The 13,892-nt window shown below is 68.3% G+C and carries 15 protein-coding genes; 9 read left to right on the forward strand and 6 right to left on the reverse strand.

Annotation, left to right across the window (positions count from 1 at the left end):
- The first annotated feature begins 20 nt into the window (after positions 1-20).
- Positions 21-833: a hypothetical protein gene (locus ASG12_RS04960; protein ID WP_055785883.1), complete on the forward strand. Its 813-nt coding sequence runs from the start codon at positions 21-23 to the stop codon at positions 831-833.
- 47 nt (positions 834-880) lie between these two features.
- Entirely contained in the window at positions 881-1,864 is a 984-nt protein-coding gene (locus ASG12_RS04965; RefSeq protein ID WP_055785887.1) for an ABC transporter substrate-binding protein, read from the forward strand.
- A 13-nt stretch (positions 1,865-1,877) separates the two neighbouring features.
- Here ASG12_RS04965 and ASG12_RS04970 read toward each other — a convergent pair whose 3' ends face one another.
- Positions 1,878-2,480, reverse strand: coding sequence for a TetR/AcrR family transcriptional regulator (locus ASG12_RS04970; RefSeq protein WP_235456059.1), 603 nt, complete (start codon positions 2,478-2,480; stop codon positions 1,878-1,880).
- Between the two features lie 83 nt (positions 2,481-2,563).
- On the opposite strand from ASG12_RS04970, the gene ASG12_RS04975 reads away from it, so the two are divergent.
- Positions 2,564-2,983: a DUF4345 domain-containing protein gene (locus ASG12_RS04975; RefSeq protein ID WP_055785890.1), complete on the forward strand. Its 420-nt coding sequence runs from the start codon at positions 2,564-2,566 to the stop codon at positions 2,981-2,983.
- Here the strand turns inward: ASG12_RS04975 and ASG12_RS04980 are convergent.
- From ASG12_RS04980 to ASG12_RS04990, 3 genes are all read right to left on the reverse strand, one after another.
- Positions 2,953-3,750 carry an exodeoxyribonuclease III gene (locus ASG12_RS04980; RefSeq protein ID WP_055785894.1) on the reverse strand — a complete coding sequence of 266 codons (798 nt, stop codon included), beginning with the start codon at positions 3,748-3,750 and terminating at the stop codon, positions 2,953-2,955. The two genes, ASG12_RS04975 and ASG12_RS04980, sit on opposite strands and share 31 nt — an antisense overlap.
- A gap of 46 nt (positions 3,751-3,796) precedes the next feature.
- The gene (locus tag ASG12_RS04985; RefSeq protein WP_055785896.1) at positions 3,797-4,297 is read right to left on the reverse strand and encodes a CHAP domain-containing protein; all 501 of its coding nucleotides are present in this window, start codon (positions 4,295-4,297) and stop codon (positions 3,797-3,799) included.
- A gap of 139 nt (positions 4,298-4,436) precedes the next feature.
- Complete coding sequence (locus ASG12_RS04990; protein WP_055785900.1) at positions 4,437-5,105, reverse strand: hypothetical protein; 669 nt, start codon at positions 5,103-5,105, stop codon at positions 4,437-4,439.
- Positions 5,106-5,538: 433 nt separating this feature from the next.
- Between ASG12_RS04990 and fmdA the strand changes: the two genes are divergently transcribed.
- A complete protein-coding gene (fmdA, locus tag ASG12_RS05000; RefSeq protein WP_055787695.1) occupies positions 5,539-6,792 on the forward strand; it encodes a formamidase in 1,254 nt (417 codons plus the stop codon).
- 6 nt (positions 6,793-6,798) lie between these two features.
- Here the strand turns inward: fmdA and ASG12_RS05005 are convergent, their stop codons facing one another.
- Both ASG12_RS05005 and ASG12_RS05010 read right to left on the reverse strand, forming a co-directional pair.
- Positions 6,799-7,179, reverse strand: a complete 381-nt coding sequence (locus ASG12_RS05005; protein WP_055785906.1) for a hypothetical protein — start codon at positions 7,177-7,179, stop codon at positions 6,799-6,801.
- Between the two features lie 21 nt (positions 7,180-7,200).
- Complete coding sequence (locus ASG12_RS05010; RefSeq protein ID WP_156377922.1) at positions 7,201-8,184, reverse strand: SMI1/KNR4 family protein; 984 nt, start codon at positions 8,182-8,184, stop codon at positions 7,201-7,203.
- A gap of 89 nt (positions 8,185-8,273) precedes the next feature.
- Between ASG12_RS05010 and ASG12_RS05015 the strand changes: the two genes are divergently transcribed.
- From ASG12_RS05015 to ASG12_RS05035, 5 genes are all read left to right on the forward strand, one after another.
- Positions 8,274-9,074: a LysE family translocator gene (locus tag ASG12_RS05015; RefSeq protein WP_327197932.1), complete on the forward strand. Its 801-nt coding sequence runs from the start codon at positions 8,274-8,276 to the stop codon at positions 9,072-9,074.
- Between the two features lie 62 nt (positions 9,075-9,136).
- Positions 9,137-10,573 (forward strand): ethanolamine permease, encoded by a 1,437-nt coding sequence (gene eat, locus ASG12_RS05020; protein WP_055785912.1) that lies wholly within the window; start codon positions 9,137-9,139, stop codon positions 10,571-10,573.
- A gap of 3 nt (positions 10,574-10,576) precedes the next feature.
- Positions 10,577-12,001, forward strand: a complete 1,425-nt coding sequence (locus ASG12_RS05025; protein ID WP_055785915.1) for an ethanolamine ammonia-lyase subunit EutB — start codon at positions 10,577-10,579, stop codon at positions 11,999-12,001.
- On the forward strand, positions 11,998-12,723 hold the full coding sequence (eutC, locus tag ASG12_RS05030; protein WP_268810423.1) for an ethanolamine ammonia-lyase subunit EutC: 726 nt from the start codon (positions 11,998-12,000) through the stop codon (positions 12,721-12,723). The genes ASG12_RS05025 and eutC overlap by 4 nt, the downstream gene beginning before the upstream one ends.
- Before the next feature lie 184 nt (positions 12,724-12,907).
- Positions 12,908-13,786 carry an FAD:protein FMN transferase gene (locus ASG12_RS05035; protein ID WP_055785920.1) on the forward strand — a complete coding sequence of 293 codons (879 nt, stop codon included), beginning with the start codon at positions 12,908-12,910 and terminating at the stop codon, positions 13,784-13,786.
- The last annotated feature ends 106 nt before the right edge of the window (positions 13,787-13,892 follow it).

The raw sequence follows: 13,892 nt of genomic DNA on the forward strand, positions 1-13,892 counted from the left end.
CCACGAGGAGACCACACGACATGACCCAGGGCGACCCCTACTCGGCTGACTCCCACGGGACCGAGCACCACGACGCCGCGACGCCGTCGTCGAAGCGGACGTCCTCGGTGAACCTGCCCACCGTCCTCGCCTCGGCCGGTGTCGCCGCTGTCGTCTCGGCGGTCATCGTCACCATCGGCGTGGTGGGACTGGTCATCTCGGGCGACATCGACGGTGAGCCGAGCGCGTCGGCGCAGACGCCGACCGTCGTCAACCTCGGTGCCGCGCAGTCCGCACTGACCCAGCAGCCCGTCGCGCAGGCGGCCCCCACCTCCGCCGCTGCTCCCGCAGCCCCCGCTCCCGCGGCGGCCGCGGCGGGCGAGCAGGTCCCCGAGAGCGGAGGTGGCGCGGGCGCGGGAACGGCACCGGTCGCCACCGCAGCGCCCCCCACGGCCCAGTCGAATGCCCCGCAGCAGGCCGCGCCCGCCACCCCGGTTGCCGCGCCGCAGGCCCTCACCGCCGGGCAGCTCAACACCAAGGTGCGCATCCTGATGAACACCGGGGCATCCCGCGCCGCCCGTGCCGACGAATTGCATTCCGGCGCGCGGGGTCTCGGCTCGGTCGACGGGGTCGCCAACCTCCTGCGCGTGAGCGGCGCGGGCTTCACCTACCGGATCATCGACCCGGTCACCGTGAACGGCACCACCCTGAACGCCACCCTGCAGATGACGCTGGTCGGCCAGGGGTCGAAGACCCAGGCGCTGTCGTGGGTGTGGACCGACGGCAAGTGGAAGCTGTCGAACTCCAGCACCTGCGCTGTCGCCGGTCTCGCGCTGCTGCCCTGCACGGTCTGACCTGTCGCGAGTTCGCGACTGCCGCACACCACCTCTCGAGGAGAACGATGACGTCACGACGCCGCCTGACGGCCCTCACGATCGCACTGATCGGTGCACTCACGCTGGGGATGTCCGCGTGTAGCGCACCGGAGGAGAACGACGATGCCTCCGGGTCGGTCGCGCCGGTCACCATCAACACCTCGGCAGGATCGGTCACCATCGACTCGATCCCGAAGCGGATCGTCGCGATCGGTGACCAGTGGACCGACGCCGTCGCGGCGTTCGGGGTGACCCCGGCCGCGTACGGCACCACCGCGCAGATGCAGGGCGGTGCGGTGTCGCCATGGGTGAAGGACAAACTCGGTTCGGCGAAGCAGATCAACCTCTCCGGCGACCGCGTGTCGCAGATCGCTGCCGCCGATCCCGACCTGATCCTTCTTCCGGGCTTCGGGGTCGAATCGGCCGAGATCGACAAGCTCAAGGCCATCGCCCCGACGATCCCCAGCATCACCGGCGCGCAGATCGACCCGTGGCAGGACCAGATCACCCTGCTCGGAACCATTCTGCGGCAGAAGGACAAGGCCACCGAGATCATCGACGGCGTGCAGGGACAGGTGGCCGCGCTGAAGAAGGCCAACCCCGGTCTCGCCGGGAAGACCTTCACCTTCGCGTACCTGTACTCGGCCGATCAGATCCAGGTGTTCGGCGACCCGAAGGACGGCGCTGCGACATTGTTCGCCGATCTCGGCCTGACGATCCCGCAACGATTGCAGACCGTTGCCGCACAACAGAAGTTGCCGCGGTTCCCGATCAGCACCGAGAACATCCCCGAGTTGAACTCGGACCTACTGGTGATCGCAGCCTCGTCTCCGCAGCTCGCAGGAACGCTGAAAGACCTTCCCGGCTACGGACAGCTCGACTCGGTGAAGCGCAACGCGGTCGCCCAACTCGACCTCACGGCCATCACCGCGCTCAATCTCCCGTCGGCGCTGTCGATCCCGTACGCCCTGGACAAGCTGAAGCCGGCACTCTCCGCCGCCGCGGGCTGATCGGTCCCCGTCGTCAGCCGCGGCCGGCCGGAACGTCCAGATCGATGTGCCGGCCCACGGTCGCATCGAGGACGTCGATGCAGATCGCGAGATTCTGTTCCGGCGTGACGGTCCGATCGAGGAGCGTCTTCACCGTCGCCTCGCGAATGAAGCCGATCCACCCCGCGAATGCCGTCTCGGCGATCCTTCTCGGTTCCCCCGACGCCCCTACGGCGTCGAGAACCGTTGTGGTCAACGTGTCGAAGGTGGCGGTGATGGGGTCGCGCACCACGGGTGCGGCCGCGATCGCACTTCTGTTGGCGGTGAGGACGAGGCCGAGATGCTTCTCGTAGAAGTCCAGGTAGGCGACCAGAGCAGAGATCAATCCGTCGCGGACTGATCGCGCCTGCGCGAAGTCAACCGTAGTGCCCAACGTTTCGTGCGCACGTGCCCATATCGCTGCGAAGAGATCGGCTTTGGTGGGGAAGTAGTGGTAGACCAGCGCTCGGGTCACACCCGCCTCCGATGCGATCTGCGCCATCGGCACGTCGTCGTATGCGACGGAGACGAAGAGCCGCTCCGCAGTGTCGAGCAGGTGTGCGCGCCGTGCATCGGAACTCATCCGGCTGGAGGTCACGGTCCACAGTCTAGGTCTTGCCAACGTCAGTGCGGAGCAGTAACGTCCCGTCCAGTTATACACGTGTAAAACAAGGAGCGACCATGCGTATGTTCGCGATGTGGGTTCGGTTGTTCGGCGCGGTTGTCATCAGTATCGCGTTGGTGCACTTGGCGATCGGTCAGTCAACCTACATCGGTGGTGGGTCGGTGAACGCCACCATGGAATCGGACCTGCGTTTCTACAACGTCCTGTTCGCGGCCTACGGCGCCGCGTTCATCTGGGCTGCCAACGACGTGGAGGCGCGCGCGCGGATCATCAACGCCCTCGGCGCGCTCTTCTTCGTCGGTGGCGTGGCCCGGTTGTGGGCCTGGGTCGCCGTCGGAGCGCCGAATTGGTTCTACGTCGGAATGATCCCCGTCGAGCTGGTGATCCCGATCGCGCATGCCTTGATGCTGCGCCGGATCGCCGGACGGGGGCTGGTCGGTGCAGCTCAGTCGAGATCGACGATCACCGGGGCGTGATCGCTGGCGCCCTTGCCCTTTCGTTCCTGACGATCGATCTCGGCCCCGGTGACGCGGGCCGCCAGGGCCGGTGAGCACAACGCGAAGTCGATACGCATGCCCTCGCGACGGGCGAAGCGCAGCTGGGTGTAGTCCCAGTAGGTGAACACCCCGGGTCCCGGGGTGAACGGGCGCACCACATCGGCGAATCCTGTCTCGACGACCGCATCGAACGCGGCGCGCTCCCGCGGCGAGGTGTGGGTCTTGTCGGCGAAATAGGCGGTGTCCCAGACGTCGTCGTCGGTGGGCGCGATGTTCCAGTCGCCCGTCAACGCGATCTGCGCCTGCGGGTTCTCGGCGAGCCACGCGGCGCCGGCGCCGCGCAGCGCCTCCAGCCACGCCAGTTTGTACTCGTAGTGCGGATCGGTCAGGTCCCGGCCGTTGGGGACGTACAGACTCCACACCCGCACCCCGCCGCACGTGGCGCCGATCGCGCGCGCCTCGATCACCTTCTCGGCGTCGGCCTTGCCGAAGGCGGGTTGACCGTCGAAACCCCGGGCCACGTCATCGATGCCGACGCGTGAGGCGATGGCCACGCCGTTCCACTGGTTGTGGCCGAGCGTCGCGAGGTCGTAACCGGCGGCGGCGAAACCCATCGCCGGGAACTGTTCGTCGGTGCACTTGGTCTCCTGGATGGCCAGGACGTCGATGTCGTGGCGTTCGATCCAGTCGACCACCCGTTCGCTGCGGGCCCGGATCGAGTTCACATTCCACGTCGCGATACGCACGGCTGTTGACGCTACGCGGCACCGGTGGGGCGGGCCCCGGCGAGGCTCAGGCGCCGGCGGCCCGGGGCGCGAGGATGTACCCCATGCCCGGCACGTGTCGGATCCACGTCCATCGGGTGGCGAACGGGCCGCCCGGGCCGTTCATGTCGTACATGTGCAGCCACGTCGACCCACCGATGCGGCGGAGTGCATCGACCCATCCGACGTGGCCGTATCGGCTCGCCCCCTGCACGCCCGGCGGGAACACGACCATCGCGAACGGGCGCGGGGTGGCCGATGTCGACCAACCGGTGGCCCGGGCGTTGTGGTACCAGTCGGCGGCGTTGCCCGCGAGCGCGGCGTAACGACCGGAGTAGGCGCGGAACTTCTCCATCGCGCCCCAGGTGCACTGGCCCGGTGCGCCGGTGTTGTACGAGATCGTCTGCCCCACAGTGCGACCGGAGACGACCGTGGCGGGTGTCGCCGACACCGGCGCGGCGGCGACAGCGGCGGGCGCGACCGAGACGAACAGCGCGAGGAGGATGCCGAACAGGCGCGAACGCAGCATCAAGGGCGTGACCTTCGGTTCAGCCGACCCCGAACCGGACGTCTGACGTGGCAGGTGCCGCGACGAAATGTAACGGAACGGTCGCGGTCGTGTCCACGAAATCGGGCACGCCGGGTGCGCGGCGATCCGCGCCGGGCGATCAGTTCGGGGCGTTGCCGGTGAGTCGGTAGGTCTTCGAGGTGCCGTTCTCGTCGGTCACGGTGACGGTGCCGAAGGCCTTCTTGGTGACGTCGCCCAGCACGACGGTCACCTGCTCACCGACCACCGATCCCTGTGCACAGTTCGGCTCGCACACCTTGCGCACCTCGGTGCCGCTGCCGACCGCTTCGCGCGCACCCCATCGGGTCCACTGCATGTTGGTCAGCGAGACGGCGTTGTCACCGCAGTAGATGGAGGTGATCTCGGTGGGCCGCACCTGGGGGTTGCCCGCGCAGTCGTACACGGCGGCGTCGCGGCCGTTGCCGGCGGTCTCCGACGCGGTCGACGATGCGGATTCCTCGGTCGACGGCGCCTCGGTGGTGGTCGTGGTCTCCTCGGTCGTGGTGGTCTCGTCGGTGGTGCTGGGGGTGACGGTGACCGTCTCGGTCGTCGGTGTCGACGACCTCGATGCGCTCGCGGCCGTCGGGGAGTCGCTCGAGCCCGAGGTCGCGATGAGGATCGCCGCGATCACGATCGCGACCGCGGCGACCGCGGAGACCGCCAGCAGGATCGTGGTCCGGCGGGACGAGGGATCGGGTCCGGCGGCGGGGTCGGATCCGGGCTCATCGGGCTGGGGATCGTGGGGTCCGGGTGTGAAGGGCTCAGTCATGGCCGTCCAAGGATAGGGGACGTGCCTGAGAGGCCGCGGTCGTCGCTCCGGTGGACAGGTGTTCCGGGGCGTCCTAGCGTTCCCCGTACGTTCCCGAGGGAAGGAGCCGCGATGCCGTTGTACGGATTCCGCTGTGACCAGGGATGTGGCGACACCGAGCGTGCGTATTCGATGGCGTCGGTGCCCGATCGGATCGACTGTTCCGGTTGCGGTGCGGTCGCCCGTCGACGATTCGACTCGATCGCGGTGAGCCACCGGGGCTCGGTGGCGATGCGCCTCCATGACGCCACCGCCGCGACCGCGCAGTCGCCGCGAGTCACGTCATCGATACCGACCTCTGGTCGTGGTCGCCGTCCGGTGTCGACCGATCCGCGTCATCGACGCCTGCCCCGCCCCTGACGTCCTCGAGAACCCTCACGAGATCGGAAACCGCATGCCCGAGTTGATCTTCCCGTTGGATTCCACCAAGCCGTTCACGGCGCAGGAGAAGGTCGGGCACAACCGATGGCACCCCGACATCCCCGCCGCGGTGACCGTCAAGGCGGGTGACTCGTTCCGGGTGCACTGCCGGGAATGGTTCGACGGCGCCATCGTCAACGACGACTCCGCCGACGACATCCGCGACGCCCCGCTCGCCGGCGTCCACGTCCTGTCCGGACCGATCGCGGTGGAGGGCGCGAAACCGGGCGATCTGCTCATCGTCGACATCCTCGACATCGGTCCCATCCCCCAGGAGGACTCCGGACCGCTGGCGGGCCAGGGGTGGGGCTACACCGGCATCTTCCCGACCCTCAACGGCGGCGGGTTCCTCACCGAACAGTTCCCCGACGCCTACAAGGCCATCTGGGACTTCAGCGGTCAGAAGACGACGTCGCGGCACGTCCCACACGTCGAGTTCACCGGCATCGTGCACCCCGGACTCATGGGTACGGCGCCCTCGAAAGACCTGCTGAGCACGTGGAACACGCGAGAAGCCGCGCTGATCGCGACCGATCCCGATCGCGTCCCGCCGCTGGCGTTGCCGCCGCTGCCCGACAGCGCGATCCTCGGGACCCTCACCGGCGACGCTTTCGACGCAGCCGCCGCCGAGGGTGCGCGCACCGCGCCGCCGCGAGAGAACGGCGGAAACCAGGACATCAAGAACCTGACCAAGGGCAGTCGGGTCTTCTATCCGGTGTTCGTCGACGGCGCGAACCTTTCGGTCGGCGACCTGCACTTCTCGCAGGGCGACGGCGAGATCACCTTCTGCGGAGCCATCGAGATGGGTGGGTTCATCGACCTGCGCGTGGAGATCCTCCGTGACGGCATGAGCACCTACGGGGTCAGCGAGAACGCGATCTTCATGCCCGGCAACACCGATCCGCAGTATTCGGAGTTCATTGCCTTCTCGGGTACCTCGGTGACCCTCGACGGCGAGCAGCGCTATCTCGACTCGCATCTGGCGTATCAGCGGGCGTGTCTGCACGCGATCGACTACCTCACGAAGTTCGGCTACTCGCCCGAGCAGGCCTACCTCCTGCTCGGCGCCGCGCCGATCGAAGGTCGGCTGTCCGGCGTCGTCGACATCCCCAATGCCTGTGCGACGGTGTATATCCCGACGGCCATCTTCGACTTCCCGATTTCACCGAGCGCATCCGGTCCGTTCCAGATCGATCCCGGCATCGGAGCCCCGCACTCGGCCTTCTGACGACTCTCAGCCCGGCTTCTTGTCCGGCCCTCCGGGTCCACCGGCAGGGCCACCCGCGCCGGGACCGGGTTTCGTGTCGTCCTGCTTCTTCTGCTGACCGGTCGGCTCTTTCGGTCCCGCCGGGGCGGGTGCCTGCTCGGTCGTCGGGGCAGTCTGCGTGGTGGTGGTCGTGGTCGTCGTCTCGGATGTCGTCGCCGTCGTGGTCGTCGTGGGCGTCGACGACGGGACACCCGAGGTCACTGCCGGCACCGGCTGATCGTCGCCTCGGCACGACACCCCGATGGCCAGCACGACCACCAGGATCGCGAGCAGCGCGGCGACCGCGACGAGGGTGCGCGTACGGCGTGTGCGCGGCTCCTCGCCCGGCGACGGCATCTGCAGGGTCATCGATATGAGCCTACGACGGCGTCACCGTTCGAACGAGGCACCCTCCGATGGGATCTCCACGACCAGGAACTCGCTCGGAGTGTCGGTGATGACGGCGGCGTAGGGCATCACGATGCCGCCGACGGTGGCCCGGCAGTCGGCGACGAAACCGGGGATCTGCGGGATCCAGCGCAGGTTCGTCTGCGCACCCGACACCCGCACCGCGCCGTACTTGGCCTCTGCGGCGGCCCGAACCGCGTGGGCGATCGCGTCGATGTCGGCGCCGGGGCTCTCGAACGGGCGTGCCAACGCGTCCGCGGGTGGAGCGTCGTATCCGGTGTGGACGACCAGACGTCCGGGCGTGTGCTGTGTGGGTCGTGCCGGTTGGTCGCCACTCCCTTCGGGTTGCCAGAAGACCTCGTCGTTCTCGATGCGCGGTTCCCACATGTCGACCGCTGACCCGCCGGCTATCGCCGCCCGCAGGCCCGTCACCATCTCGGTGATCGACCGCCACGTGTAGCTGTCGTCGTCGGAAGCGTCCTGGTAGTAGGCGCGGACACTCCCGTGCGCCTCGCCTGGACGCAGATCGCAGAAGTAGAGGTATCCGTCCATTCCGCTGATCGGGATGTAGTGCGGCAGAAAGGCTCCGGCTCTGGATCCCGCGTGCGGATGCGCTGCGATCACGCCGTCGTAGCCGCCGGGAAAATACTCTGCATCACCCTCGATGATGCCCTGCCACACTTCGATCATCATCGTCCGTTCGGCGAGTATCTGGTCGAGCCCGAACATGTCCTGTGCTGGCAGGATCTGACCACCGAACGGTTCCGCAGCGTCGGGCGCGTACTCGCGCTGACCGCCCTGGCACGTGACGAACTCGCGCAACTCCTTCGGCCAGCTCAGTCCGGTGGCCCGCTCGGCGGCGTCGACGGCCGCGGCCGTCGCACCCGGCCGGAACGAGCGCGCGGTCGCGGGTGCCTCGGATTCCAGCAACGCCATGAACGCATCCCACGCCTCGGTCACAGACACGACGTCACGGTAGCGGTCGACGTCGGCGGTGTTCGTTGCGTGGAGAAACTCGGTTGATGTGCCGACGGATGGGGTTCAGGCTGGCGCGCATGGACGCACTCGACGGACTGCTCCCGATCTCGCTGCCCGCGGCGTCGGGCATGGTCCTGACCGCATTGGTGATGGTCATGACGCCGGGGCCGAACATGATGTACCTGGTGTCGCGGAGCATCGGCCAGGGCCGTCGGGCCGGACTCGTCTCGCTCGCCGGGACCGGTGTCGGTTTCGTCGTCTACATGCTGATGGCGAACCTCGGTCTCGCCGTGGTGTTCGTCGCCGTCCCGTGGCTGTTCATCGGGGTGAAGGCGGCAGGTGTCGTGTACCTCGCCCACCTGGCGTGGCAGGCGTTGCGGCCCGGCGGCCGAGGGGTTTTCGAGGTGGCCGACCTCCCGCGCGACAGTTCGGCGCGATTGTTCTCCATGGGCCTGGTGACCAACCTGCTCAATCCCAAGGCGGCCATCATGTATCTGACGCTCATCCCGCAGTTCATCGACCCGAACCGTGGGCATCACTTCGCGCAGGGCCTCACCCTCGGCACGCTCCAGATCACGGTGAGCATGATCGTCAACGCCTCGCTCATCGTCGGCGCCGCCACCGTCGCCGGCTTTCTCACGCGCAGCCCGACGTGGGCGATCTGGCAACGACGGGTCACCGGCACTCTGCTGGGTTGTGTCGCCGTCGTCCTGGCCCGGGAGGTCCCCGCCCGAGCGAGAGTGTCAACCGCGGGCGTTCGCGCGCTGTCGCACTGTTCGCATACCGCCGGCAGGGTGCGAACAACGCGACACCGTGCGAACGGAGAACGAGCGTGCGAACGCGCACCCGGGCGGGCGAGAAAAGTTCAGAAACGGTGAACGAAACATGCCCGAAAAGCCGATATCACCCGTAGTTCTCACAACGGGTCTAGCGTCCGGTCATGACGATCGACAAGTCCGCCCCGCCGGTGTCCGCGGCGCCGAAAGGTGCAGGTGCCGAAAGTGATTACCTCGAGAAACGACAGCTGAAGAAGGGGACCGCGGGCTGGGTCCTGCTCGCCGGTCTCGGCGTCAGCTACGTCATCTCCGGCGACTACGCCGGATGGAACGGCGGACTCGGCGAGGGAGGTTTCGGCGGGTTGCTGATCGCCGCGATCGTCATCGCCGCGATGTATCTCGCCATGGTGCTGGGTATGGCCGAGATGTCCTCGGCGCTACCGGCCGCGGGCGGCGGCTACACGTTCGCGCGTCGCGCGATGGGCCCCTGGGGCGGATTCGCCACCGGAACCGCCATCCTCATCGAATACGCGATCGCTCCCGCGGCCATCGCCACGTTCATCGGCGCCTACGTCGAATCGCTGAACCTGTTCGGCATCACCGACGGGTGGTGGGTCTATCTCGCCGCGTACGCGATCTTCATCGGCGTGCACCTCGTGGGCGCGGGCGAGGCCCTCAAGGCCATGTTCGTCATCACCGGTATCGCCCTGGTCGGGCTGATCGTCTTCGCCGTCGCCGCGGCCGGCATGTTCGACGCCTCGAATCTCACGAACATCGCCGCCGACCCCGACGCCGCCGGGTCGTCCAGCTTCCTCCCGCACGGATATCTCGGTATCTGGTCGGCGATCCCGTTCGCGATCTGGTTCTTCCTCGCCGTCGAAGGCGTGCCGCTGGCGGCCGAGGAGGCCGAGAACCCCGAGCGCAACGTGCCCCGCGGGATCATCGTCGCGATGCTGATGCTGGTGGTCACCGGTGCGGTGGTCCTCGTGTTGGCGACCGGCGCGATGGGCGCCGACGAGATCTCCGGCTCGGGCAACCCGCTGGTCGAGGCGCTCGGCGACGGCACCGCCGCCACGGTCGTCAACTACATCGGCCTGGCCGGACTGGTCGCCAGCTTCTTCTCGATCATCTACGCCTACTCGAGGCAGACGTTCGCGCTGTCGCGCGCCGGCTACCTCCCGACGTCGCTGTCGCTGACCAACAACCGCAAGGCGCCGGTGTGGGCCCTGATCATCCCCGGCGTCATCGGTTTCGGACTCACCTTCATCGGTGAGGGGGCGATGTTGCTGAACATGGCCGTGTTCGGCGCGGCCCTGAGCTATGTGTTGATGATGATCAGCCACATCGTGTTGCGGGTCCGCGAGCCCGACATGCCGCGTCCGTACCGCACGCCCGGCGGCATCGTGACCACCGGGTTCGCGCTGGTCATCGCGGTCGCCGCGGTGATCGCCACCTTCCTCGTCGACACCACCGCCGCGCTGTGGACGCTCGGGGCGTTCGCCGTGTTCATGGCCTACTTCGGTCTCTACAGCCGACGGCACCTGGTGGCCGGATCCCCCGACGAGGAGTTCGCCCTGCTCGCCGACGACGAGGTGGCGTGAGGGGTGTCGACCCATCGGCAAACGCTCGGCGGCACCACCTTCACCTTCGACTCGCTCATCGAGCTGCTCGCCAAGGCGACGCCGCGGCGTAGCGGCGACGAGCTCGCCGGATGCGCGGCGCAGACCGACCTCGAACGCGCCGCCGCGCTGTGGGCGCTCGCCGACGTCGCGCTGACCACCTTCCTCGAGGATCTCGTGATGCCGTACGAGACCGACGAGGTCACGCGGCTCATCATCGACACCCACGACACCGCGGCGTTCGCCCCGGTCGCGTCGATGACCGTCGGTGAACTCCGCGACCACCTGCTGTCGGTCGCGAGCGCACCCGACGCCGCGACGACGCTCGCGGCCCTCGGACCGGGACTCACCCCGGAGATGGTCGCCGCGGTGAGCAAGCTGATGCGTAACCAGGACCTCATCGCCGTGGCGAAGGCGTGCCGCGTGACCACGGCCTTCCGCACGACCATCGGGTTGCCGGGCACGCTGACGACCCGGCTGCAACCCAACCACCCGACCGACGACCCGCTCGGCATCGCCGCGGCCACCCTCGACGGTCTGCTGCTCGGCTGCGGCGACGCGGTCATCGGCATCAACCCCGCGACCGATTCGCCGCAGGCCACCTCCGACCTGCTGCATCTGCTCGACGACATCCGCGTCCGGTACGCGATCCCTGTCCAATCGTGCGTGCTGTCGCACGTCACCACCACGATCGGGCTGATCGAGGCCGGTGCCCCCGTCGACCTCGTCTTCCAGTCGGTCGCGGGCACCGAGGGCGCCAACCGGGGTTTCGGTGTCGATCTCGCCGTGTTGCGCGAGGGCAACGAGGCGGGGAAGTCGTTGCGGCGCGGCACGGTCGGCGACAACGTGATGTATCTCGAGACCGGGCAGGGCTCGGCGCTCTCGGCAGGCGCGCACATCGGTACGGGCGGCAAGCCGGTCGATCAGCAGACGCTCGAGACGCGCGCCTACGCCGTTGCGCGCGAACTCGATCCGCTGCTCGTCAACACCGTGGTCGGATTCATCGGGCCCGAGTACCTCTTCGACGGCAAGCAGATCATCCGCGCGGGGCTCGAAGACCACTTCTGCGGCAAGCTCCTCGGACTGCCGATGGGTGTCGACGTCTGCTACACCAACCACGCCGAGGCCGACCAGGACGACATGGACACCCTGCTCACGCTTCTCGGCGCGGCCGGTGTGCCGTTCGTGATCACCGTCCCCGGAGCCGATGACGTCATGCTCGGGTACCAGAGCCTGTCGTTCCACGACGCCCTCTACGCACGCCGCGTCCTCGGGTTGCGGCCGGCACCCGAGTTCGAGGGCTGGCTCGATTCGGTCGGCATGCTCGACGCGGGAGGCCGCATCCTCGACCTCGCCCCGGAGGCGTCGCCGCTGCGTGCCCTCACCGATGCCACGGCGGCCCACTCGTGAGCGATCTCTGGGACATGCTGCGCGAGAACACCGCCGCCCGTATCGGTCTCGGACGGGCGGGCGATTCGCTGCCCACGGCGCGGGTGCTGGAGTTCGCGGCCGCGCACGCCGCGGCCCGCGATGCCGTGCACCATCCGCTCGACGTCGACGGTCTGGTGGCGGCGATCGCACCGATCGGACTCGGCACCCCCGAGGTCGTCGCCAGCCGGGCGGCCGACCGCAGCGAGTACCTCCGGCGCCCCGACTTCGGGCGTACGCCCGGCGACGACTTCTCGGTGGCCACCGCCGACGCCGACATCGGCATCGTCCTCGCCGACGGACTCTCGCCGATCGCCCTCACCGAACACGCCGTCGGGGTGGTGACCGCGGTCAAGGACGTTCTCGCACCGACGTATTCGATCGCCACACCGGTGATCGCCACCCAGGCGCGCGTCGCGCTCGGCGACCACATCGGCGCCGCCCAGAAGGTCGGGACGCTCATCGTCGTGATCGGGGAGCGGCCGGGGTTGTCGGTCGCCGACAGCGTCGGGATCTACCTCACCCACCTGCCGCGACCCGGACGTGCCGATTCCGAACGCAACTGCATCTCCAACATCCACCCGCCCGGAGGCCAGAGCTATGTCGGTGCCGCGCGTGTGGTGGCCGCGTTGGTGGAAGGTGCCCGTGCACTGGGCCGGAGCGGTGTCGACCTCAAGGACACCAGCCGCACCCTCGCCACCTGACCGTCGACCGGGCAGTGTCAGGCGTCGATCGGGCAGTTACTCGCATCGATCGGGCAGTTGCTCGCATCGATCGGGCATGTCGCGCGATCCCATAGGTGTCTGTCGGGTGGCTCACAGGAAGCACCCAGGGTCGGCGCACACGATGGTTCTCATCAGCCAACCACCACCGACACAGGAGTCGACGATGATCGCCACCACTTCTCTCACCGGTCTCGACACCGACATCACCGTGTCGGTGACCGAACCCGCCACCCTCGAATCCGCTCGACGGGAGGTCGCGCGTCACGCCGAGAACATCGACCTCACGGTCAACCGCCGTCGCGCCTCGGCCGAGATCCACGCGGTCGATCTGGCCGCGGGCACCCCGGTGATGGTGAGCGTGGTGTTCGAGCAGATCCTCACCGACGCCCTGTTCCACGCCGACCTGACCGGCGGTGCGACACAGGCGGTTCGGCGTAGCTCCGTCCCCGACTATCGCCACCTGCCGCACCTGCGGTTCACGACCGACGGCCCGCTGCCCGTCGTCGTGCGGACTGTGTCGCCCATCCCGGCGTGGCACCGGCCGCGACTGGGTGACGGCTGCGTGACCGTTCCCGCCGATGTCCGGATCGAATTGCTCACGGCCGGGCGCGCTTTCCTGGCCGACATGTCCGCACACCTGGTCGCCGAACGCCTCGGCTGCGGGGTGATGGTGGCCGTGGGCGGTGTGGTCGCGTCCGCAGGACATCCCCCGCTGGGCGGATGGCATGTCGCGAGCGCACCGGTGGTCGGCGAACTCGAACTCCCGCAGGGACATGCGATGGCCACGGTGTCGGCGGCTGACATCGCAGCATTGCCGAGGGGCCCCTTCGACCCGCAACCAATCTCGGGACTGATGTCGGCGACGGTCGTCGCCGACGATGCCGGTACCGCGCAGGCCGCCGCGACGCTCATGCACACCGATCCGACGCGGGCGCGTGCCTGGATCCTCGAGGAACAGATGTCGGCGTGGTCGGTCGATCGCGACGGCGCGGTCGACGAATTCGGCCCGCTCGCAGCGCGACTCCACGCCCACGCGGCCTGACGCACATCGGTTTCTGCCCGATCGATGCGAACAACTGCACGCTCGGCGCAGCTAAATGCACGGTCGACGGAGATAACTGCACGCTCGGCGCAGTTAGATGCCCGAT

The organism is Williamsia sp. Leaf354, assembly GCF_001424365.1.
Classification (GTDB): Bacteria; Actinomycetota; Actinomycetes; order Mycobacteriales; family Mycobacteriaceae; genus Williamsia_A.

Excerpts from the sequence above, each read along its gene's own strand:
- ASG12_RS04990 (WP_055785900.1), bottom strand. The coding sequence starts at position 5,105 with ATGACTGAGCCCTTCACACCCGGACCCCACGATCCCCAGCCCGATGAG.
- eat (WP_055785912.1), top strand. The coding sequence starts at position 9,137 with ATGACGATCGACAAGTCCGCCCCGCCGGTGTCCGCGGCGCCGAAAGGT.
- fmdA (WP_055787695.1), top strand. The coding sequence starts at position 5,539 with ATGCCCGAGTTGATCTTCCCGTTGGATTCCACCAAGCCGTTCACGGCG.
- ASG12_RS04975 (WP_055785890.1), top strand. The coding sequence starts at position 2,564 with ATGCGTATGTTCGCGATGTGGGTTCGGTTGTTCGGCGCGGTTGTCATC.
- ASG12_RS05035 (WP_055785920.1), top strand. The coding sequence starts at position 12,908 with ATGATCGCCACCACTTCTCTCACCGGTCTCGACACCGACATCACCGTG.
- ASG12_RS04965 (WP_055785887.1), top strand. The coding sequence starts at position 881 with ATGACGTCACGACGCCGCCTGACGGCCCTCACGATCGCACTGATCGGT.
- ASG12_RS05005 (WP_055785906.1), bottom strand. The coding sequence starts at position 7,179 with ATGACCCTGCAGATGCCGTCGCCGGGCGAGGAGCCGCGCACACGCCGT.
- ASG12_RS05015 (WP_327197932.1), top strand. The coding sequence starts at position 8,274 with ATGGACGCACTCGACGGACTGCTCCCGATCTCGCTGCCCGCGGCGTCG.
- ASG12_RS04985 (WP_055785896.1), bottom strand. The coding sequence starts at position 4,297 with ATGCTGCGTTCGCGCCTGTTCGGCATCCTCCTCGCGCTGTTCGTCTCG.
- ASG12_RS04960 (WP_055785883.1), top strand. The coding sequence starts at position 21 with ATGACCCAGGGCGACCCCTACTCGGCTGACTCCCACGGGACCGAGCAC.